19 protein-coding genes are annotated in these 23,181 nt (G+C 54.7%); 13 read left to right on the plus strand and 6 right to left on the minus strand.

Features of this window, described 5'->3' with window-relative positions:
• Positions 1-2: 2 nt before the first annotated feature.
• Positions 3-782: a 5'/3'-nucleotidase SurE gene (surE, locus tag KF752_05110; protein MBX3420920.1), complete on the minus strand. Its 780-nt coding sequence runs from the start codon at positions 780-782 to the stop codon at positions 3-5.
• A 218-nt stretch (positions 783-1,000) separates the two neighbouring features.
• Between surE and KF752_05115 the strand changes: the two genes are divergently transcribed.
• The 6 genes from KF752_05115 to KF752_05140 all read left to right on the plus strand — a co-directional run bounded on the left by KF752_05115 (position 1,001) and on the right by KF752_05140 (position 8,831).
• Entirely contained in the window at positions 1,001-1,471 is a 471-nt protein-coding gene (locus KF752_05115) for a hypothetical protein (GenBank protein ID MBX3420921.1), read from the plus strand.
• Positions 1,472-2,068: 597 nt separating this feature from the next.
• Entirely contained in the window at positions 2,069-2,503 is a 435-nt protein-coding gene (locus KF752_05120) for a helix-hairpin-helix domain-containing protein (protein ID MBX3420922.1), read from the plus strand.
• A gap of 21 nt (positions 2,504-2,524) precedes the next feature.
• Positions 2,525-4,663 carry an excinuclease ABC subunit UvrB gene (gene uvrB, locus KF752_05125; protein MBX3420923.1) on the plus strand — a complete coding sequence of 713 codons (2,139 nt, stop codon included), beginning with the start codon at positions 2,525-2,527 and terminating at the stop codon, positions 4,661-4,663.
• Between the two features lie 455 nt (positions 4,664-5,118).
• The gene (locus KF752_05130) at positions 5,119-6,180 is read left to right on the plus strand and encodes a hypothetical protein (protein MBX3420924.1); all 1,062 of its coding nucleotides are present in this window, start codon (positions 5,119-5,121) and stop codon (positions 6,178-6,180) included.
• A 442-nt stretch (positions 6,181-6,622) separates the two neighbouring features.
• Complete coding sequence (locus KF752_05135; protein ID MBX3420925.1) at positions 6,623-7,498, plus strand: hypothetical protein; 876 nt, start codon at positions 6,623-6,625, stop codon at positions 7,496-7,498.
• A 247-nt stretch (positions 7,499-7,745) separates the two neighbouring features.
• Positions 7,746-8,831, plus strand: a complete 1,086-nt coding sequence (locus tag KF752_05140) for a DUF1559 domain-containing protein (GenBank protein ID MBX3420926.1) — start codon at positions 7,746-7,748, stop codon at positions 8,829-8,831.
• A gap of 94 nt (positions 8,832-8,925) precedes the next feature.
• On the opposite strand, the gene KF752_05145 is transcribed toward KF752_05140, so the two are convergent.
• The gene (locus tag KF752_05145) at positions 8,926-9,069 is read right to left on the minus strand and encodes a hypothetical protein (protein ID MBX3420927.1); all 144 of its coding nucleotides are present in this window, start codon (positions 9,067-9,069) and stop codon (positions 8,926-8,928) included.
• A 176-nt stretch (positions 9,070-9,245) separates the two neighbouring features.
• Positions 9,246-9,803, minus strand: a complete 558-nt coding sequence (locus KF752_05150; protein ID MBX3420928.1) for a TerB family tellurite resistance protein — start codon at positions 9,801-9,803, stop codon at positions 9,246-9,248.
• A gap of 217 nt (positions 9,804-10,020) precedes the next feature.
• Here KF752_05150 and KF752_05155 point away from each other — a divergent pair, with 217 nt between their 5' ends.
• The 4 genes from KF752_05155 (at position 10,021) to KF752_05170 (ending at position 16,006) form a co-directional block, all read left to right on the plus strand.
• A complete protein-coding gene (locus tag KF752_05155; GenBank protein ID MBX3420929.1) occupies positions 10,021-11,922 on the plus strand; it encodes a glucosamine-6-phosphate deaminase in 1,902 nt (633 codons plus the stop codon).
• 274 nt (positions 11,923-12,196) lie between these two features.
• Complete coding sequence (locus tag KF752_05160; GenBank protein ID MBX3420930.1) at positions 12,197-12,922, plus strand: ABC transporter ATP-binding protein; 726 nt, start codon at positions 12,197-12,199, stop codon at positions 12,920-12,922.
• A complete protein-coding gene (locus KF752_05165) occupies positions 12,923-15,430 on the plus strand; it encodes an ABC transporter permease (protein ID MBX3420931.1) in 2,508 nt (835 codons plus the stop codon).
• 255 nt (positions 15,431-15,685) lie between these two features.
• Entirely contained in the window at positions 15,686-16,006 is a 321-nt protein-coding gene (locus KF752_05170; GenBank protein ID MBX3420932.1) for a hypothetical protein, read from the plus strand.
• Between the two features lie 29 nt (positions 16,007-16,035).
• Here KF752_05170 and KF752_05175 read toward each other — a convergent pair whose 3' ends face one another.
• The gene (locus KF752_05175) at positions 16,036-17,430 is read right to left on the minus strand and encodes a Gfo/Idh/MocA family oxidoreductase (GenBank protein MBX3420933.1); all 1,395 of its coding nucleotides are present in this window, start codon (positions 17,428-17,430) and stop codon (positions 16,036-16,038) included.
• Between the two features lie 123 nt (positions 17,431-17,553).
• On the opposite strand from KF752_05175, the gene KF752_05180 reads away from it, so the two are divergent.
• Positions 17,554-19,782, plus strand: coding sequence for a hypothetical protein (locus KF752_05180; protein MBX3420934.1), 2,229 nt, complete (start codon positions 17,554-17,556; stop codon positions 19,780-19,782).
• Positions 19,783-19,871: 89 nt separating this feature from the next.
• On the plus strand, positions 19,872-20,651 hold the full coding sequence (locus KF752_05185; protein ID MBX3420935.1) for an SDR family NAD(P)-dependent oxidoreductase: 780 nt from the start codon (positions 19,872-19,874) through the stop codon (positions 20,649-20,651).
• A gap of 51 nt (positions 20,652-20,702) precedes the next feature.
• Here KF752_05185 and KF752_05190 read toward each other — a convergent pair whose 3' ends face one another.
• Positions 20,703-21,095 (minus strand): DoxX family protein, encoded by a 393-nt coding sequence (locus KF752_05190; protein MBX3420936.1) that lies wholly within the window; start codon positions 21,093-21,095, stop codon positions 20,703-20,705.
• Positions 21,096-21,170: 75 nt separating this feature from the next.
• Positions 21,171-21,773 carry a hypothetical protein gene (locus KF752_05195; protein ID MBX3420937.1) on the minus strand — a complete coding sequence of 201 codons (603 nt, stop codon included), beginning with the start codon at positions 21,771-21,773 and terminating at the stop codon, positions 21,171-21,173.
• Positions 21,774-21,993: 220 nt separating this feature from the next.
• Here KF752_05195 and KF752_05200 point away from each other — a divergent pair, with 220 nt between their 5' ends.
• Positions 21,994-23,082, plus strand: a complete 1,089-nt coding sequence (locus KF752_05200; GenBank protein MBX3420938.1) for an AIM24 family protein — start codon at positions 21,994-21,996, stop codon at positions 23,080-23,082.
• Positions 23,083-23,181: the final 99 nt, after the last annotated feature.

Here is a 23,181-nt window from a genome sequence, read left to right on the forward strand (position 1 = left end):
GACTAGCGATGCAGATTCAAGCCCCATTGCTGCATGGGTTTGATCAGTGCACCGACCGTCAGGTCAAATTTGAGTGGCGTGACGGTTACATGCCCATCGGCGAGGGCGGTTAGATCGGTCTCGTGGTCGGTACGCCGCGGCGGCGGGTCGTTGGTCGCCCAGTAGTAATCGCGACCTTTGGGGTCTTGGCGACGAATGAAGTGCTCGCCATAACGCTCGACCCCCATGGGCACGATCTTGACCTGCGGTGGATGGCCCTCACGATATTGTCGCACGGCAGCCGTCGGGAGATTGATGTTGTAAAGTTGAGGTGTCGTCTGTTGATGTCGCAAGATTTGTCTGATCAGCCCCACCGCCATTTGGGCGGCTGTGGCAAAGTCGGCGTGGGGATCGTATTCGAGCGACACGGCAAAGCTGTTCAAGCGAAAGAAAGCGCCTTCGATGGCGGCGGCAACGGTGCCTGAGTAGAGCACGTTGATGCCTGCATTGAGTCCTCCGTTGATGCCGCTGACCACAGCATCCACATCGTCGCCCAGCAATTGAGAAACGCCCAACTTGACACAGTCCGCCGGACTGCCCTCGACGGCAATGGCGCGCAACCGATCGCCATCGTAAATCTTCTTGCAAACCAACGGTTCCAAAAAGGTGATCGAATGCCCGACTCCGCTCTGCTCGGTGGCCGGGGCTACGGTATGTACCTGACCGAAATCCTGGAGCGCATCAGCTAGTGCTGCCAGGCCAGGCGCGTAGACCCCATCATCGTTGGTTAATAAGATTTTCACGACACTGTCTCCCCACTTGATGCGCCTCAGTCACCAAGGCGTCAAAGTTTACCCAGAATACAGCTCATGCGGAACAGGCGCAGGGTTGTAGCGATTTTTCTTTCAACTCCGGCAATTCCGATTGCCGATCGTAATCGTCGAGGACGTCAGCGTTTGGCCCCATGCGCAGGCTATGAAGCGTCCACCTGATAGCCAGCAAACCAAGGGAAGATCGTACCATGTCTCGCATGTCGGCAGTAGCTTTCATCGCTTTGTCCGTATCCGCAACCGTCGCTAGTGCACAGCAAACTGGCTTGAGCCAGCAACCTGAATACGGTCGTCGCGATGGTGGATCATCCGTTGCTCAGGCAGTCTCGTCGCCTGCACACGGGGCACAAGTCAAGCTGGCATCGTATGGTCAATGTTACGCTGATGGCGGCTACGCCAGCGGTAATGGCCCCAAACCGATGGGCTATGGACCGATGTGGCCAGCCACCGGTAACCGCGATTGCTCACGCTTCTACCACTACCCGTACGTTTTCTATCCTCAGAATTTCCGCAGCAACGACTACTATCGCAGCAGCGACAGCATGTACTATCGTTATCCACCCGAAATGCAGATACCGGTGTACAACAAGCACTGGCACAATGAATACCCCAATGCGCGGCGCTATCATTGGGGTCATCATTTCTTGACGGACGTGTTTTAAGTAGGGTGTGTGCAGCGTCGGCCGGGACAACATGTTTGATCCGGACGAAATGCAGACCTTGTTGAAACACAAGCGTTTGAAGCATCCGTGCCGATGCAGAACGCAGCTCCTGGACCGTGGACGCCAAGATTGACCAATACGGGTGTGTTACTCGATCTAACCAGCGCGCATGAAACCGTTCGTTGGTGGCGCGATAGTCGATTGGCTCGACTTCTGTGCAGCACGGATCGCTTGACGACACCCTACATTTACCGCAGGCTGAGTGGCCTACTTCTTACGATGGCGAATTCGCGCCCGCATACGCCGCTTCTTTTGCCCTAATTTTCGTCGCCCCTTGCCACTCTTCTTAACGCCCACGAATGATCCTCCGGGTCTGATGTACGATTTGAAAACTGAACTTGGTACCACCGAGCAAACGGTTTAGCTTAGCAAATTCTACGAATCCTAGCTAGTGTCCCAGGATTTCGGGACAGGCCAATGTTTCAAACTGAAGACTTTTCCAGGCCACTACATTGGCTGTGGATCGCTTGTGGTATAGTAGGTCGGTTATGAATCCTGACCTACTGGCGGGGCAAGGCACTGGAATTGGAACGGTCGATGGCGGACAAGGTTGATCAGGTTCGCGGCGTTGATCACGTTGGCAGTTGGCATGCGCTGGCGGTCCTGGTATCAGTAATAGGTGGGGTGACTTGGCTGTGGACCAACACCAGCCAGCAGACGATCCCCAAAATCACCGAAACCGGATATCGAATTGACATCAATCGGGCGACTGTGGGCCAGTTTCAAGCCTTACCGAGTTTGGGGCCGAAATTATCCCAGCGAATCATCGACCATCGCCGACAGCATGGCGACTTTCAGCATGTCAGCCAATTGCAACGCGTGCCCGGAGTTGGACCGGTCATGCTTCGTCAATTATCTGCCTATCTGATGGTATCTGAGCCTTCAACTCCCCAGCCGTCGCCAGCCAGCTCGGCCATTACTAATTCCGCGTTGACGTCGAGTACTGCCGACGGCCCTGCACCGTCTAGATAATTTGCAAGAGTGGCCTTGAACATGCTGGATCGATCTTTGATTCCCGAAGCCAATTTTCAACTGGTTAGCCCGTTCGCTCCGGCTGGCGACCAGCCCAAAGCCATTGATCGGTTGCTGCAAAATCTGCGCAACGACGTGCGTTACCAATGCCTGATGGGCGTCACCGGCTCGGGTAAGACATTCACCATGGCTAATGTGATTGCGGAGCTGCGGCGCCCCACGCTGGTGCTCAGCCACAATAAGACGTTAGCCGCACAGCTCTATTCCGAGTTCCGTGATTTCTTCCCGCACAACGCGGTGCATTATTTCGTCAGCTACTACGATTACTACCAGCCGGAGGCTTATATCCCCCAGCGTGATGTGTACATTGAAAAAGATTCATCGATCAACGAAGAGATCGATCGCCTGCGGTTGGCCACGACCAGCGCCTTGGTCAGTCGCAACGATGTGATCATTGTGGCCAGTGTATCCAGTATCTACGGCTTGGGCAGCCCTGAAGACTATCGCAATATGGTGGTGGCCCTAAAAGTCGGACAGGCGATTGTCCGCGACGATGTGTTGCTGCAACTGGTCGATATTCAATACGAGCGAAATGATATCGCCTTTGAGCGCAGCAAGTTTCGAGTGCGCGGGGATTGCTTGGAGGTCTGGCCATCTTACGAAGAGTTTGCTTATCGCATCGAGATGTGGGGCGACGAAATCGAGCAGATCAGTATTACCAATCCTCTGACCGGCCAGGTGTTGGAGCGGCTGAACGAGGTATCCATCTACCCAGCCAAGCACTTTGTTACGTCCGAAGAGCGCATCGAAAGCGCGATCGGGCTGATTCGCCAGGAACTCAAAGATCAGCTGGCTAAATTCCAAGCTGAAGGCAAACTGCTGGAAGCTCAGCGACTGAACGCCCGCACGCGGTTCGATCTGGAGATGTTGCAAGAGGTTGGACACTGTCCGGGAATCGAGAATTACTCGCGGCTGCTGGCAGGTAAACCTCCCGGGGCCACGCCCGACACGCTGTACGAATTTTTTCCAGCCGACTTTTTACTAATCATCGATGAATCTCACGTCACCGTGCCACAGGTCCGGGCGATGTACGCTGGCGACCAAAGTCGCAAGCGAACCCTGGTCGATCACGGATTTCGCTTGCCCAGCGCACTGGACAATCGTCCCTTGCAGTTCAACGAGTGGGAAGCCAAGGCGCAGCGCGTCGTCTTTGTATCGGCCACTCCTGGCAACTACGAGCTGGAGAAGACGGGCGGTGAAGTCGTGGAACAGGTGATTCGCCCCACTGGACTGTTGGACCCGGAAATCGAAGTCGTCCCCGCGCGCGGTCAAGTGGCTCATCTGTTGACCGAGGTACGACAGCGCGCCGAGCGCGACGAGCGAACGCTGGTCACCGCGTTGACCAAGCGCTTGGCAGAGGATTTAGCCGACTACTTGAGTCAACAGAATGTGCGCTGCCGCTGGCTGCATAGTGAGTTAGATGCGTTTGAGCGGGTGCAATTATTGTATGATCTGCGGCAAGGGCGATTCGACTGCCTAGTTGGCGTCAACCTGCTGCGCGAAGGGCTGGACCTGCCGGAAGTTTCGTTGGTGGCCATTTTAGATGCCGACAAAGAAGGCTTTCTGCGCAGCGAAACTAGTTTGATCCAGACCATCGGTCGCGCCGCCAGAAATGTCAATTCTAAAGTCATTCTGTATGCCGACAGAATCACCGACTCGATGCAAGCCGCCATCGGGGAGACCCAACGCCGAAGACAGTTGCAGATGGATTACAACCAGCAGCACAACATCACGCCCGAAACGGTGCGCCGCAACATTTCAGCCGGTATTCAAGGCGCCGTAGCCGCTCATCAACGCGCCCGCGCCATGGTGACCGGCTCGGCGCAAGATCAAGTCGTCACCGACGAATATCTAAAGATACTGGAAGGCGAGATGCTGCAAGCGGCTGAAGATTTAGAGTTCGAACGTGCCGCTGAGTTGCGCGACAAGTTAACTCACCTGCGCGATCGCGTCGGCGAAACGGTCGAGGATTATCAGATCAGCTCGCCCAGTAAACCCCGCAGAGGCAAGCGCGGACCGGGCAAGAGCGGCAGCTTGAGCAATAGTCGCGACGCAGGGTCTCAAAAAGGTGCTGGGTCAGGACGAAGCAAAAAAAAATGAAATATGCAACTCGGTCCCTGGCTCCGCACAATCAACTCGCACCCCTTAGCTCTCACATAGCATCGAGCCTCATTCAATCTCTTCTTCCAGGCATTCCCCCAAAGTAGTCAAATGCTATTCTCCAGCAAAAACTTTCCGATGTTCGATTTAGATGCTTGAATTCCCTCCAGAATACTTATTTAATCACACTGGCAATCTGCCCCAGGATTAAATTGCACCGGCAAGACGCCGTCAACGATTCGCCCAGCTATTGCATTGGGATATTATTATGCCGGCCAGTTGCGATTACCGCAGTTGGCTGGCTATGCTCTCATCTTTTCAGTGTTGTCTGGAACGGAAGCATTGAATCATTCTTAGTGGTAGTGGAACAAATGCTGGCGAAGACTGTAGCATTGTTGAGTGTATTGCTTTGTGCGTCTGCGGCCGCAGAAGACAGAATCTCATATGAAGAGTGTATGAAGGAATTGCGACGCGTTCGCGACAAATGTTCCGAGCTTCGCCATGGTTCAAACCTGGTTTATCAGGACACGACCTCGTATTCGTTTCTGGCAGAAGGCGGAGAGAAAGTTGAGCAACGTTTCTCTGAGAAGATTGAGCTAACAACTTTGAAGGACCAGTGGGTTAGAACCGTACGACGCAATGACAGTACTTCATTGAAGGTCAGGAACAATGATTTCGTTTTTTCAATGAACCAGGTCGGAAAGCACTATGCACTTTCAAACTCGAGTAGGGTCGCAGCTGGAGCTGATTCAATCATCGCTACAAGGTTTGATCGAGCAGACATCATGTGTCTAAATGCGGCCTGCAGCATAACCCCCTTTTTTTTGTTGGTAGATGCCTTAGAAAGGCGTACAGATCCAATTCCTAGCGAGAACTTGATAGCACATAACCCCCAGATCGAATTTGAAATGCTTGCTGAAGAGTTTCCGTTTGATGTACCCAGCAAGATTGAAGTGCAATTGGATGCGGCATTTAGAGTGCGACACTGTCACATCACGTTCAGCAGAGATTCAAAGTCTTATGAATACTTATACGATGTGGAGTATGATGAGACGGACACCGTATATCCCATGTTACCGAAGACCGTCAATTACTGTCGCGCGCAGCTAGGTCTTCCGGGCAAGGATACGTTTCAAACTAAGATCATCAGCTATTCTGCCAATTATCCGGTCGATTTGAAAATATTTAGTCCTGAACACTATGGTATTCCGACCAGCGCGTTAGAAGGTTTGCACCCACGCTCGTTCGAGCAGTGGCGATGGGTGTTTTCGCCATGTTGTCGGCTGTCTTTCTCCTTACAGGGATTTGGTTTATGCGCAAACGGAGCTAGTTTTGAATCGAGTCCATTCGTGATGCCTAATTCATGCATTCGGTTGCTGCTTGGTGCGATGGCAACGTTCTTGTTTGTTGTAGCCAATACTCCTTTTTGCTGGCCAGCCTTTTTTTTTCATAACACCGCTGGTGGGAGCCTCACGCGGCCCGTTGGCACCACGGCTATTGATTCAAGTTCTATTTGAATCAATGATTGTGGGCTCTCTTAGTAGTTGGATGGCCACCCAATATTTTTCTGGGGCAGTTTTAGAATATGGACCGTCTATTCATGTAATGTGCTGCATCGTTTTTAGTTCGCAGACGATCAGTGCGACAGCCGCGATCTGAATGACTCGGTCGTAGAGCATGCACTTCGCTGCGCCGGTAGTCGCTCTGGTTTTCGCAATTTCGGAGTTGCTTCACGCAAATGCTATTGGCATTACTTGGATCGGGACCAGTGCAGCGCTTGTGGTTGCTAATACTCCAATCGCTCAGTGGTCGGGCATCCTTACGCCATTTGGTTTGTCAGCCGTAGTTGTTTGGATCAGCTTTCTACTGTGGCCCGATTGGAATCAGCGCGGTTGGAGTCGCTGGAGTGTTACTGCGTATGGCTGTTCTGCTGCAGCAGTACTTTGGATAGGGGGATGGATGATTGAGTCTCAAATTCATGTAACTGCACCATCTTTTAAAGCCCTGATGATCCAGCCACATCACGAAGCCAAGGAGTCAACCAAACAGCCCACATGGAAGACATTGCATGAGCTTACGCTGAAAACTCTAAAGAAGCAGGGTGAAGTCGAATTAATCTTGTGGCCCGAAGGGGCTGTGCCAGGAGGGAACCTCCATGAGTTGGCTAGTGATTCCAAAACATTATCGGACAAAGCCAATTCGAATTTTATGTCGTTGAGTCGCTTCCGAGCCGAATTACTGCCGCAATATGGCACTAACTGCTTGGCAGGAACAAGTCTTTCATGCAATGGCATTGCGATTATAGGCAAGGTGTCCTATCCCGCGATTTGCAACTATAACTGTGGTTGCCTGTTCACCAAATCTGGGCAGGTGGATGCCCATGAGAAAATTTCCCTGATGCCTATTCGCGAAACTGTGCCCAATTGGTTCAATTGGTTTCCTCAAATTCGCAAGTGGATACTTTCAGAAGAAAATCTTGCCTCTCGCTATCAGCCCGGGCGCAATTTCCATCCACTGACATTTCAAGATCGTAATGGTGTAACCCGCAAGATCGCGGTGGCGATTTGCTACGAATCGTGGCTTCCCTGGTTGCCGCAGTATCATTGCCAAGAGCCGCTGGACGCAATTTGTCACCTGGCATACGACGGCGATTTTAAGGACCATCCGGAGTATACGCAGCGGATGTTGTTGACGATCCGGCTGCGGGCGATCGAAACTCGCACCTGGCAGTTGGTGTGTACGCACTTCAGCGGTACGGCGGTGATTGATCCGCGCGGAAGAATCGTAAAACAGTTGCCGCCAGGGCCGGGAGTGCTGAGGACGGATGAGCTTTAACAGTCAGTAGGCAATGGGCAGTAGGCAGTGGTAAAGAAGATGAAGAGTTGGGAGGTGGAGGATGGTGAAGGTGAATCAGCGGAAATCGGGAATTGAAACGCAGAGTCGCTGAGAGCACAGGGGATTGTGTTGTCGCCGCCGCGCTTATGCCTCAGCGCTCTCAGTATCTCGGCGTTTTAAACTGTCACCATGTTTTGTATTGTAAGCTTGATCGTGGTAACCGAATTGTCGTGTGGAGTCATAAATCATGCGGACGGTAGGTAGACTGGGTTTTACCCTGGTGGAGCTGTTGGTGGTGATGGCGATTATTGGTCTGCTGGTCGCTTTACTGATTCCGGCGGTTCAGGCGGTGCGGGAGGCGGCGCGGAAGATGCAGTGCCAGAATAATCTGAAGCAAATTGGACTGGCGCTACGTAATTACGAAAGCGCCCACAAGAGACTGCCACCGTCGATGGTCTGGCACGGCAAGGGGGAGCCCAACGGCGGTGGGCTGCTGCCAATCGGTGTGCTGGACCGGGTGGCAACCGGCATTAGCCCACAGAGTGAACCCGATCGACTAGGCTTCAACTGGCTGATCATGCTGCTGCCTCACATGGAACAGTCGAATGTCTACGACAAACTGGATAGCCGCTTGGCCATCGATGATCCGGTCAATCGCCCGATAGCGGCCATCGAGCAGCCGACTCTAAAGTGCCCCAGCGATGGGAATAATGGTCAACCGCTGGAGCGAGCACAATTGGTTGGAATCACCGGTCATACCTACGCCCGAGGCAATTACGGGATGAACATGGGCATCAATCCCTACTGCTTTACCTTTGACGGGAGTTGTCCTGATGGATTTAAGGCCGATAGCCCGGACCTGCAAAACAAGGCCAGTCGTGTCTGGGGCAGCGGTGTTGGCGGATTTAATACATCGTTTGCGCTGAGCGAATTCCCAGAGGGTTTGTCTAACATCATTGCTGTTGACGAGGTGCGCGCTGGCATATCACCCATCGACTCGCGTGGGGTATGGGCGCTGGGCATGGCGGGATCGAGCATTACCGGGGCGCATCCGACTGGGCCGAACTTCGTCGAACGTGGCGATGGAATTACAGCTTGTGGCATGTTGATTTTGATGGTCAGCCAGGCCGCGCTGCGCAAGATGCGGATGCCCTGTGAAACCTCGCCGATCCCAGGCAATTATTCCGCAACAGCTCGCAGCCAGCACAGCGGCATCGTCAATGCGCTGCGGTTGGACGGTTCGGTCGAGTCCATTGGCAACAACGTCGAGCGACTGGTATGGCTGAAGCTGCATTCGCGTGATAGCGCTCTAGCCGAACGCATCGCCAAGTAAGCACTCATGCACAAGTTTTCAAACAAAATTGCGCGTGAACATTGATAGACAGGATGTACAAGATGGGTGCATGTCGCTGATAGAATCACTAGTGTTATCTGAATCGTTGGTATTTGAGTTGCGGATTGCTGGGTCCCAACTCATTGATGACTTCGAACGGACAACCGATGATTTGCTCAGTGATGTCTCCAACACGCAAGTCGGATAGACGATTATCCTGTAAATCCTGTATATCCATGTTTGTTTCTTCAGTTGCACCAAACTATTTGTGTACAGGTGCTTAGCTCTGCGTCTCAAGCTCTGGCTGGGAATAGTTCGTTCTGCGTGTTTACAGGTTCAGTCAAGGCTTCGATAGGCCCCAGAAAAGGCAGGCGGAGCCCAGTAACCAGATCTCTAGCAGGGAGAAGTACAACGCTAGCCGTTCAGTGCTTGCTTGACCTTATTCAAGACCGCCTTTTCACCGGGGCTGACGCTGCCGAATCCAAGTACGCCGCCAGAGGCGTGGGCTACGGCTTGAGCTTGATCCATGATCTGCCTTTGCAATGATCGCCGCTCGGCCTCGTTCAGCGAGCCCGCCAGCGCGTGTGCGTACTGGCACCACGTATCCAACAGCTCGCTGCCGGGACGCTGGGATACCCAGTGGCCCAGAAGCTGCCGGGCCGCCTGATCCAAACCGGCCTTTTCGGCCGCTTGATCGATCACGTATTGTTCGTTGGAGTCGATGTTATCGTTGGCCCAGGCGACGGCGACCAATGGCACCAGCCGGAAAGCGGCCAAAGTTTGTGCGGATACATTCAGGCCCGCAATTTTTTCCGCTAATTCCTGATCAGTGATGCCCGTAAGCTGCATAATCGACTCGGCAGTCTGCTGCCGATCGGATTGCTCGCGAAGTTGATTGAGCAGTTGATTGTCCAGGCTCTTGAAGAACTGTTCTTCCAAATTAAACCAACGCTGCGGAGAATTCGGGTCCATAGACGGCCTACTGTAAGCGGAAAGCGAAATTGACTGAGCTGGACGATGGCGAGTTGTACCAATCCACAGCCGAACTCCAGCTATGGGGGCAATTGCCGACAATTGAGTTCTGGCTGTTGGGAGCCGCCCCTCTATTGTAAAATGATAAAGCACTTGACCGGGGCCACAACAACCCCTGACCAATTGTCGCAGGCAATCACGGGAGCATCAAGAAAACATGGTGTCCACTTCCACATCGAATCCTCCATCGGCTCGGGTTCGCCCCATCACGGGCACCCACATGCCCGCTTTTGTGTTTGAAACAGGCAAGGAATTGGCGCGACATGCGGCCCAGATTATTGCTCGGCTGATTCGTGAGCGCTCCGATTTAGGGCAAACGACCGTGCTGGGCTTATCCTCGGGCAGCACGCCGCTGGGCACCTATCGGGAATTGATTCGCTTGCACCGCGAGGAGGGGCTGGATTTTTCCAATGTGATCGCGTTTGTGCTGGACGAATTTTATGGTCTCGATCTGGGCGACCCGCGTAGCCACTGGGCGGCACTGAACCAACATCTGTTTAGCCACATCAATATTCCGGCTGACCATATTCATTACCTCAACAGCACAATTGCCCAGCCAGAGGTTGATGCCGAGTGTCGTCACTACGACGCTGCTATCCAAAACGCTGGCGGCTTTGACCTAGTCATTCTGGGGATCGGACGTAACGGTCACATTGGGTACAACGAACCATTTTCGATTCGCAAGAGCCGTACTCGATTGTGCACACTCGACCCCATTACTCGCCAATCCTGCGCGGGAGATTTTTTCGGTGAATCGTATGTGCCTATGCAAGGTTTGACGGTCGGCATGGCGGCGATCCTGTCGGCGCGACACGTTTTGCTGCTGGCCTTGGGAGAACACAAGGCCGGCATCATCCATGAAGCCCTGGAAGGTGGAATAACGGATCGTGTGCCCGCCTCCTTTTTGCAGGAACATCTCGACGCGCGCGCCCTGTTGGACTTGCCTGCTGCCGGGCAGTTGACCAGTGTGGCCAAGCCATGGCTTCTGGAAAAAGTCCAGTGGGACGAACGCTTGATCAAGTGCGCTGTTTTGTGGCTCTGCCAATGCACCGGCAAGGCGCTGTTAAAACTGGATGACGAAGACTTTCGACAGCACGATTTGCACCAACTGCTGCGCCACCACGGTCCGGCTCAAAAGCTGGCCCACCGTGTATTTCGCTGGATGCAGGATACCATCCAGTACCATCCGGCCGGACGAGAGGGCAAGCGCATTTTGTGCTTCAGCCCGCATCCCGACGACGATGTGATCAGCATGGGCGGTACGCTGATTCGGTTGGTGGAGGATGGCCACGAGGTGCATATCGCCTACATGACCAGTGGCAATATCGCCGTCTTCGATCACGATGCCTATCGCGTGGCCGACTTAGTTACCGAGTACAACCGACTGTTTGAAATCGATCAACAGAAGTCGCACCAGGTCCAGGCTCAAGTCCGCGACGGCCTGCACAATCGTCAGCCCGGACAACCGGACCCTGAAACCATCTTGAAGATTAAGGGACTCATCCGCTGGAGTGAGGCTCGTGCCGGCGCTATGCAAGTGGGCTGTCGCGAGGAGCATCTACACTTTCTTGATTTGCCCTTTTATCGCACTGGCACCATCGCCAAGCGACCGATGGGCAAAGAAGATACCGATTTGATCGGCGAACTTTTAGAACGGTTGCAACCCGATCAGATCTATGTCGCTGGCGATTTGGCTGATCCGCATGGTACGCACCGCGTGTGCGCTGAGGCCATTTTTTCCGTGCTGGGTCATAGGCGGCAGACGGGTGCACGATTACCTGAAGTCCTGCTGTACCGGGGTGCCTGGCAGGAATACGCGCTACACGAAATAGAAATCGCTGTGCCGCTCAGCCCCAGCGACATGGAACTGAAGCGCGAGGCGATCTTCATGCACGAAAGCCAAAAGGATGAGGCCCTGTTCCCAGGTTCCGATCCACGCGAATTCTGGCAGCGCGCCGAGGATCGCAACAAAGGGACAGCCGAAAAGTACAATCAGATCGGCCTACCCGAGTTTTTTGCCCTGGAAGCCTTCACGCGCTGGAACGGTAATGACATCTAACGCAGCTGCCGTCTCATATAACCTAGCTACCGTCCCCAGAGGATGGATGGCTTGTCCGAGCGGTCTAACCCCAGTTTTTAAACCGTCCAATGCCGCCAGAATCGAATACGACACCACCCATAAGTTGTAAACAGATTGATTTGGGGCGGTTTTTGAGCGACGAACGGCCTATTTGGGTGGTTTTTCTAGTTGCTGGCTTGGTACACTTGTGGCCAGTAATTCACCATTAGAACTGGGCTGGTTCCAGCGAACCTGCCTCACGCACGGGTCATCCATGCCAATACTAGAAGCTCAACAGGTTACGAAGGCCTACGGAACGGCCGAAGCAAAAGTCCAAGTTCTGAGGGGGATTACGACCCAGGTCGCATCGGGCGAACTGGTAGCCGTGATGGGCCCATCTGGCTCGGGAAAAAGTACGTTGCTGACCATACTGGGCGGCATCGAGTCACCGACCACCGGCCGCGTCCTGCTGGAAGATGTCGATTTGACGGTACTGACCGAAGACCAACGAACCAAGCTGCGGCGGCGGCGAATCGGATTTGTGTTTCAGTCGTTTAATCTGCTACCCAACCTCAATGCGCTCGAAAACGTCGCCCTGCCTTTGCAGTTGGATGGAGTGGCCTCATCCATTGCCTATCAGCGTGCCCAGCACACGCTGGATCAAGTGGAAATGTCGCATCGGTTGAACCATTTGCCCTCTGCCATGTCGGGTGGGGAACAACAGCGAGTCGCCATCGCGCGATCCTTGGTCATTCGCCCGGCACTGCTGCTGATGGACGAGCCGACTGGCAACCTGGACTCTCGCCAATCCGACCGAGTGTCTAAACTCATGCGCTCGCTGGTGGATGATTTGGGGCAGACAATCGTTATGGTAACTCACGACGCCTCGATTGCGTCTATTGCCAGTCGATTGATCTGCATTCGCGATGGAGAAATTGAGCGCGATGGAACGCCGGCAGAAATATTAGGGCGCGCGCACAAAATGACCAGGAATGCTTAGATGGGGCTCAGTCGATTCAGTTGGCGCGAAATGTGTTCGCGACCGCTGCGGGCATTTCTGACTTTTTTGAGCATTACCATTGGTGTGGGAGCGGTGGCAGCCGTGTTGTTGGCTACCGCCACCACCCGGCAAGCGCAACGCGAAATGTTGCGGACTGTTTCCGGCAAGGCCGATATCGAAATCGTGGCCGATGGAGCTGGTTTTCCGTATGAAACGCTCGCAGCCGTAACCAAATTACCACAGGTCGAGTCTGCTGTCGCTGGAGTTGTCCGCTATGGCGTTATATTTACCGATGACGACCGCAAGGCGCGGGCTCAAATTCTAGGTATCGACCCGCGTATCGACCAAACGGTTCGCGACTATGAAGTGGCCGAAGGCAAGCTGCCCACGAGTCTGCGCCATTTGATGCTGGACCAAGGCTTTGCCAATTCGCTGGCGATCTCTGTGGGCGATACGGTCAAGATATTAACCAAAGCCGGTATGCGACCGTTTAGCGTGGTCGGACTGGTGCGACCATCCGGGGGATCGGCGGTGACGTTGAGTGGAGCCGTGTATATGGTTCTGCCAGCGGCCCAGCGCACTTTCCAGACCGGTGCCAACATCGATCAGATACAGGTTGTGTTGCGCGACAAGGCGCAGCTACCCGACGTGCTAAAAACGCTGGCAGCCCAATTACCAGTCGGTGCGACCGCGCGGTCGGTGCGCACTCAGGCTCAAACGACACAAGAGGCCATGTTCGCACCGCGCAATGGCCTGTTGATGGCTGTCGCGTTTTCCATCGTGATTGCGACGTTCATCATCTATAACACCTTTCAAATGTCAGTTGGCGAACGTCGCAAGCAACTGGGCATTCTGCGTGCGGTAGGTGCCACGCCCAGTCAAATTCAGTGGATGATCTTGCGTGAGTCTATTTGGCTCAGCCTGCTAGGAGCTGCAGCCGGTTGTGTGGTTGGTCTTTATGGAGCCGGATTCCTGAATCGCATCACCGAAGCTTTGCTGCAGGTTGAACTGCCTGGCATTGCCATGCATATCTGGCCGTTTGTGGCAGCCGTCGGCGTCGGCATGTTAGTTTCGCTGCTGGGCGCGATTATCCCTGCTCGTAGCGCGGCTGCAGTCCAACCGATGGAAGCCATTCGCGCCATCCCACCCAGCAATCACGCGGGCTGGGAGAGACTGATCGGACCAGCCAGTTTTGTTACGTTACCTGTTGGTCTACTGTTGATCTGGCTGTCAACTCGCGGCGTGGCGTTGGGGCTGGACATTGTGGGTGTCGTCTTAATTCTGCTGGGCTGTGTGCTGATGATTCCGCGTCTATTGCAACCCGCCTGCGGTGCTCTGACCGATTGGTTGGAACCCTGGCTGGGAGTCTCTGCGCGATTGGCTCACAAGCAACTACTGCGACATGTCGGCAGAACGAGCCTGACCGTGGGCGTATTGTTTGTAGCTTTGGCGACCTGCATCGGGATGGCCGGCAATATTTTGGATAACGTCAATGATATTCGGCGCTGGTACACGCGGACGATCATCGGCGACTTCTTTGTTCGCGCGAGTCTACCAGACTTTGCGTCTGGTGCGGCCGCTGACTTACCGGCTGAACTTCAGCAGCAAGTATCACACCTGCCTGGTATCGCCTCGGTCAGTACGATGCGCTTTGTCACAGTGCAATCTGGCGAGGAATCGCTGTTGCTGGTGGTTCGTCCGTTCGTCGGTGATTCCAGCGACTTTTTTGATTTGACTGCTGGTACCGACCAGCAAGTTCAGAATGGCTTAGCGAATGGTCATGTCGTGATCGGATCGGTATTGGCGCTGAGGCGACGACTGCAAGTTGGAGACGCGCTTGCCTTGGAATCAGAATCTGGAACCATTGAACTACCCATCGCCGCAATAACCAACGACTACATTGGTGGCGGATTGACTGTCTATATGGATCGCGAGCACGCGCATGACCTGCTGGGGGTGGATGGCTATGACGCACTAATCATCAAGGCACAGTCCGATCAGCGGATGGCCGTACAAGCCAGTTTGCAACAGTTATGCCAGCAACAAGGGCTTATTTTGCAGTCTTACGCAGATCTGATCGGCATGATCGATGGCATGATCGGTAGCGTCATCGGCAGTCTGTGGGTGCTGTTGGCCCTGGGATGCTCGATAGCGGCTATGGGCTTAGTAAATACACTGACCATGAATATCTTGGAGCAGACTCGCGAAATCGGTATGTTGCGGGTCGTGGCTATGACGCGCGGGCAGGTCCGCCGGATGATCTTTATTCAGGCTGGCCTGCTCGGTGTACTGGGCCTGGTGCCCGGTGGTTTGTTTGGCGTATTTGTGCAATATGCGATCGGTCTATCGTCAATGGTCGTCCTGGGTCACGACGTTCAGTTTGTCTTCCGGCCCACTTTGTTCTTAGGTGCCATCGGCATCGGCTTGGCCCTGGTGCTCCTGGCCTCGTTGATTCCTGCCGAGCGTGCTTCGCGACTTAAATTGCAAGCAGCCCTGCAATACGAGTAGGCCGTCTGTTGCTGTCCTTGTTTGGCAGATCGCACACAATAGGTTGACTTTGTACGCGACGGCGCTTCGGGGTAAAGCAACCCTGCGGGATATCCCGATTGAATGAATGTTGCCGACAAGTCCTGCAAATCGCCTTGCTTGGACGTTAGCGGTACAGAGTGCTAAACCCAGAAGGATATGAGTCGCATGAAACGCTTATGGATGATACTGCTATTAGCACCGCTGCTACTGAGCACTCTCACTGGCTGCCGCTGGATGCAGCGCGGTTGCAACAATTGCTGTGGCGACTTAGGCTGTCGACCGTGCCCGATGGGATGGCAACGTGGTGGAACCGATTATCAACGCTGCCTCGACTGTAACTGCGCTACCGCTCGCGGTTGTCGTCATTGCGGGGGACGGCACAATGGGGGGCATGGCGCTGGCCTGTTAGGCCACAATGACCAATTCGCGGCAGCGCAAGCGGCGGGTGCGGGGATGGCCAGCGGCGATCCGATGGCTCAAGTCGCCTATCCCTACTACACCACGCGCGGTCCTCGCGATTTCTTGGTGAATGATCCGCCAACAATCGGACGCTAAGCCAATGCGTTGAGGCCCTGGTCGCTTGCCTAGACGTTCGGCCGCAGCCAGGGTTGGCGATAGGGTCGTTGCAGCAGTCCAGTGGCTTGGGCATCGCCGACGATGGTCCTTGTCGCCGGATCGTAGCTTAGCGGCCGCCCCAGTTGCATAGCCAGATTAGCCAAAATGCAACAGGCCGATGAAATGTGGCCTTGCTGTATGTCGGCAATGGGCTTGCCGCGTGACTGGATCGCAGCCAGGAAATCCAACATGTGCCGACGAGTCGCCGGAGCAGCGTTCAATTCAATGTCGACTTCATCCACGTCTTCCGGAAACTGCTCGCGCTCGAATTGGCACTCAAAGTGCAGCGCCTGGCCTTGAGGATCATGCGGCAGGAAATCAGCGCGCATGGTGCTGGCCTTGAGTACCCCTTTTTCGCCGTGGATGAACAGTGCCCACGGATAGTCGGGATCAACGGGTTGCCCCCAGGTGCGATGTTGCCAATTGCAATGCAGGTGATCGTACTCGAACACCGCCGACTGAGTATCGCTGATATTCGATTTGCCGTCACGCTGCACGAAGATTCCACCGCTGGAGGAAATTCGTGTGGGCCAACCCAGGCTCAACATCCAACGCGCTGTATCAAACATGTGGACGCACATATCGCCCACGATGCCATTGCCATATTCCATGAAAGTTCGCCACCAACGTCGATGGGGCAATCCATCGTAGGGGCGCAGTGGAGCTGGTCCGGTCCACATTTCGTAGTCCAGAAAATCAGGGATCGGCTGTACAGGCGGGTTGTCGTTGGCGCGCATGTGGTAGTAGCAGCACATATCCACATGACCGATCTTACCCAACAACCCGGCGTCGACCACCTGTCGCTTGGCCTCAATCAAATGTGGAGTGCTCTTGCGTTGCGTACCGATTTGAACGACGCGATCCAGTCGTCGGGCAGTTGCTAACATGGCTTCGCCTTCCATGACATCCAGGCTGATCGGCTTCTGACAATATACGTCTGCGCCTGCCTCCATGGCGGCGATCGCATGCAGCGCGTGCCAATGATCTGGCGATCCTACAATGACAATGTCCAACGGATGTTCAGCCAACATCTTCCGAAAGTCGGAGTAGGTGATCGGTGCTTTTCCTGATCGTTGACGCTGCCTAGCGATCGCGACCGCACCAGTCAACATCTGTTGATCTGGATCGCATACGGCAACCATCTCAATCGGAGCCACTTGTGCCAGCCTCCATAAATCGCTTTTGCCATACCAGCCCGCGCCAATTAACCCGACGCGTTTCGGCTTTTGATGAACCAAATCAGCGCCCTGCGCCCCCAGCGTAGCCGTGGCCAACGCTCCGGCGGCAGATTGCATGAAACGGCGTCGATTGACGAAAAAATTCTTCAGAAACGATGTGGACAACTGCGGCTGGATAGCGTTCATCGTAAGAAATTCCTGTAGATCGGCTGCGGATGGCTAGTGCGCTTGACCACGCTCAGTTTATTCTATGCGAATCGCCGTCTCCTGGCACTCTATTTGTATTCTCTACCACGTAGAATGTTCATCATGTCACGCCTTGTCCGCCGCAATTTTTTCCTCAGCAGTTTGGCCGCCGCGTTGAGTGCGCGACGATTGACGATGGGTGCCCAACAAGCTGCGGCCAAAGCATCGGCGGCTTGGTTTCACCGCTGCCTGGTTGGCATGGAAGTTGGTCCAACCGGTGCGCAATTTGGCTACAGTGATCCTACGGACCAGCGTTATTGCGCAGAGCTGGATGGGAGGCAGATTGTGCGCGAATGTGTCGCCGCCCATTGTCAGTATTTGGTAATGTGGGTCCGCGATGGCGACTATGCATACTACAACTCGCGATTGCTGCCCAAAGCGCCCGGACTGGGAAATCGCGACCCACTGCGCGAAGTCGTGGATGAAGCTAAACATCATGACTTGCCGATCATCGCCTACTGCGTTGTTCAGCAGGCGGGTCACTTTCTGAAGGAGCATCCCGAGTGGGAAATGATCGGTACAGATGGCAAACCGCTGGGACGATTCTCGCTGCGCTCCTCTGGCTATTTGCTAGCCATGCAAGAGCTATTGTCGGAGCAATTGGAATATGGCGTCGATGGCTTCCATATCGACATGTTGGACCAAGGCTTCGGACCGCCCTATGGTTGTTGGAGCCAGGAATCGCGCCAAGCCTTTGAACAAGAATTCGGTCGGCCCATGCCTGATATGCCTAGCGGTCCATCGTGGAACGCTGATTGGGATGACATTCTGGAGTTTCGCTATCGCAGTAGCGATCTGTTCGAGAAGGCATTGACCGAGCATGTCCGCAGCGTCAGTCCGACGGCAACCGTCGATTTCAACTATCACGGCAATCCTCCGTTTTCGTGGGAGGTGGGTCAACGACCGGTCCAGCACGCTAGCCATGGCGACTTTGTGACCGGCGAAACGGGCGTGTGGGGATTCAGCGCCTTGGGGGTCGGACTGAACGCCGAATTCTACCGTGCAAGTACTCCCGGCAAACCTTATCAAGTGGCCATGCAGCGCGGCGTGCGTATGTACCACGATCAAACGACTCGACCACTGGCCGACATCCGCTGGGAATTACTGACCCTGTTATCTCACGGCGCTTTCGTAACCATGGTGGACAAGACCGCTTTTGATGGCCGGCTAGACCCGCTGGCCTATCAGCGTATTGGCCAGGCCTTTGAAGAAGTACATCGCAAGCGCGAACATTTTGGTCAGACTCCCATCTACGATGCCGGCCTGTACTACAGCAGTCGTAGTCGCGATTGGCTGGGTCAGACCAATCCCGATCAGTGGATGCAGAGTTTCCTGGGTGCTCACAAAGCTCTGCGCTATGAACAACTCGGCTGCGGCATCGTGCTGGACGAAAACGCCACCTTGGACCGCTTGCAACAACACCCGGTGATCATCCTGTGCAACGCAGGCATTCTGTCCGACCGCGAAATCGAGCTGTTGCAGGAGTACGTCCAGCACGGTGGCGGGCTAATCGTTACCGGCCATAGCGGTCAGTTCGATCGGCTGGGCCAACCGCGGGAACATGGGTCTCTGACGAACTTGACCGGGGCACGAGCCGTCGAGCGATTGAGCTCACTTGATAACTGGGTGCGACTTTCCCACCCGCCACACAGCTCAGATTTTGCAGGACTGCTCGATCCGGAGTTGCCCGCGGACTGGTCATTTTTGGTCAAGGGTCCAGCCACCGTGTACCAGCCCACGACGGCTCAACCGTTGGGACAGCTGTTGAAACCCCATCGCACGACACGACAACTGCAAGGCAGGGAGGGCACCGAGTGGCCGATGAGTCCTGAGTCCGTTGTCGGGCCGGCGCTTTTGCTTCATCGACTGGGGCAGGGCAGGGTACTGACCTTTGCCAGTTCACCTGACTTCGCTACCGCTAGTCAACATCACATTGTGGAGGCTCGGCGGTTACTAACTCATGCGGTTCGTTGGTTGCACCCCAATCCGCGAGTCCGCATCGAAGCCCCGACCAATATCCAAACTGTGGTTACGGATGACCCCCAGCAGCGTGTGCTACGAGTCCACTTCTTGGGTTACAATTCACCTCCTCAATCTTTGCCAGCCACCGGGCGACCACTGGTGCTGCCCGGGCTGATCGAGGAGCCGCCATTGTTTCGCGCCGTGGTCCATGTGCGTGACGCGTTTCAGTCAGCTCAAACATTGAATTCACAAACGATCCTCCGCATTAACGGCATACGTATCGAATTAACCATCCACGACATTCACGAAACGCTGGTGCTAAACTATTGAGGCAATTTCGTACGGTACTTCGCTGAACGTTTGGCCGATGGGCGCAACCAACTGACTTAACTTTCCTCCTAGATTAACGGAACATTTTAATGATCGTAACAGGCAAGATCGTCGTCGTGACAGGCGGGGCCAGTGGCATTGGTGCAGCCTTGTGCCGTGAATTTGCCAATCACGGCGCACAGGGAATTATGGTAGCCGATATCGATCAAGCTGGTGCTGAGCAAGTAGCCGATGAAATCGGTGGCTCGGCGATGGCGGTGGATGTCGCACGCGAAGATGACATTCAGCACTTGGTGCGCGAGACCACGCGGCGGCTGGGGCCAATTGACCTGTTCTGCTCCAACGCTGGAGTCGGTTGCGAAGGCGGCTTGGATGCTACGAACGCCGATTGGCAACGGCTGTGGGATATCAATTTGATGTCTCATGTGTATGCAGCGCGAGCCTTGTTACCCATGATGCTTGAGCGTAAGCAGGGCTATCTGTTGCAGACCGCGTCGGCGGCCGGCCTGTTAACTCAACTGGGCTCTGCACCCTACGCAGTCACCAAACACGCTGCAGTGGCGTTCGCCGAGTGGCTATCGATTACCTATTGGGACGCCGGCATTCGCGTCTCCTGTCTGTGCCCTCAAGGCGTACGCACCAAATTGTTGGCCGAAACGCCGCCGAGTATTAATGCCATGCTGACTCCGACAGCCATCGATCCCGAAGTGGCTGCCAGGTGTACCATCGAAGGACTTGCCGAAGAGCGGTTTCTAATCCTGCCGCACCCTGAAGTCGCCGAATACTATCGCAACCGCGCCGGCGACAACGAACGCTGGCTACGCGGCATGCGCCGTTGGCAAGCTAAGCTGTTTGAGACAAATCCTTAGCCACCTCGGCACGTGTCACTTGGAAATGCCAAACGCATGGACGCGGCCGTTTTATGTCTTGCAGCTTTCGTGGCTACCGCCGCTGGTGGTGGCCAGGCAAAAGATGCGGCTGTCCCGCAGTCCCAAGGCGATCCAAGCTACCACGCCGACAAGGATGGGGAAGATAAACGCATCACCGATGCGCACATGCGTTGCCGTGGCACCGCCCAAATATCCCGTTAACAGAATTGCTCCGACGAAAGCGGTGCGAGGAATCAAGAACATCAACGCTATGCCAACTTCAACAATACCGATAGTGTGCATCACTTCCGTCGACCACCCCATCTTGGCAAACATCTCTGCTTTGCCTTCCCACTGAGTGAACTTGCCCATCGCACTGGCAATGATCAAGAAAGCCGCCAACAGCACACTCAATACCCAACCGGCCAATCGCATTTTCTTCATCACAAACTCCAGACAACGTTAGAGTCAAACAGGTCATGTCAATGATCTACTGAGTGTTCAATTGCAATCTGTCGATCAACGAGCGCTACCTAGTACGGCGACCCCGACCAGACCCACAACCGCCAGTATCAATAGTCCCAATAGTATCCACACGATGATCGACGTCTTGTAGCGAATATGGGGAGTGCTGGCTATCACCTGAGCATATTTCGGCGTGAAAATGTAGACACCCTTGCGAGATGCTAACAAATAAAGGAAGTAGGCGCTGATGAGCGTACCGATGGGAAATCCTAGTAACCCGATGGCAGAAATAACAATGCCTCCGATGCGCGTCCACGGCACAAGTCTTCTTAGCCCTAATCCTACAAAGAATTGCAATACCGATAACCCACCCACGAACAATCCTAACACAGCAACAAATATCGCCCCGATGGCATCTGAACCATCGGAACCGGGATCGACGATTAATCCTAGCCCTGCCAGCATATAGAACCCCGCCATGACTACACCTGCTATCGAGCCCAGCAGGTACAAGACACCAATGGACTTCACCGAAGCCTCATGCGACAGGTGCTCGCGGCGAATTCCGTCGACTCCGGCAATACCAAAGTCTGCCGTCACGCCCGATACCATTGCCGTCGGGGCGTACGGATTGAACTCTTGAGGATTGTTCGCCATGGTTTGATTGCCACCCTGAATGTACTTGAAACGATGTGGAAATTAGAGGAGCCTGAACGGCGATCCATCATTGTGCCCGATTGTTGTTGGCTTGTCCAACGTGTAAATTGCATCTGAAGCGGTGCGGAGACTCAATCAGGATTCTCTTCCTAACCCGCTGCATTACACCTTGATTGCATTTTGTCATGCCGCATTTCGATGCCAATTGGAGACTTTGAATATGCCTGAGATCGCTTGTCCCTCGTGCAGCAAAAATTACCGCATCACCACCGAGAATCTCGGCAAATCGGTGCGCTGTCAGGCTTGTGGAGCCATCTTTCCGGCTGTCGAAACGCCACCGCAAATTCAGTCAAACGCTACGTCGAGTTCTCCAATTTCTTCAGGCTCTGCCTGGGACAACGCAACGGCTCAGACCATAGCGTTTGATAAGACCCCCATTGGCGGTTCTCATCCCGCCTCGACCGCCAGCGCTACGGCGCGAGTCTATGTGGCACCGCCGGGCAAACGCGGTTCGGCGGACGAAATTGACTATGCGATCCACGGCGATGATACGCAGTACGTCGAAGTCGCCCTTGATCCAGGCGAAACGGTCATCGCTGAATCGGGAGCCATGATGTACATGACCGCCGGCATTGAAATGCAGACTGTGTTTGGCAATCCTTCGCAAAGCAGCGGCGGATTCTGGGATAAGGTTGTGTCAGCGGGCAAGCGCGTGTTGACCGGTGAATCGCTGTTCATGACCACGTTCACCAATACTCGTGGTCGCGGCAAAGAGACCGTGGCTTTTGCTGCGCCCTACATGGGGCGCATTACGCCGATGCATCTGGATCAAATGGGCGGCGAGCTGATTTGTCAGAAAGATGCCTTTCTGTGCGGAGCCAAAGGCATTCAGATCTCCATCGCCTTCCAAAAGAAGATCGGCGTTGGGCTGTTTGGCGGTGAAGGCTTTATCATGCAGCGTTTGACCGGCGATGGCGTGGCGCTGGTTCATGCTGGTGGAGCACTGTTGTATCGACAACTCGCTGCCGGCGAATCATTGCGCCTGGACACCGGCTGCCTGATGGCCATGGGGCCGTCGGTGCAATACGACATTCAGTTTATCGGCGGCATCAAAAACACGCTGTTCGGTGGCGAAGGATTGTTTGTCGCTACCGTGATCGGCCCTGGCCCGATCTGGTTGCAGAGTCTCCCGTTTTCGCGACTAGCAGGTCGCATTTACGCCGCAGCCCCTCAAGGCGGCGGCTCGCGCCGCGAGGAAGGCTCTGTGCTCGGCGGCCTCGGATCGATGCTCATGGGGGACACCAAGTAGCCGAGTGCAGGAGGAGCGTTTACAACCCGCTAAATCAGTAGAGCTTTCGATCGTCTTTCGCTAACGCCGCAAGGGGAGACACCAATCCGCCGCCTGTCA

It is taken from the genome of Pirellulaceae bacterium (assembly GCA_019636385.1).
Taxonomy (GTDB): domain Bacteria; phylum Planctomycetota; class Planctomycetia; order Pirellulales; family Pirellulaceae; genus Aureliella.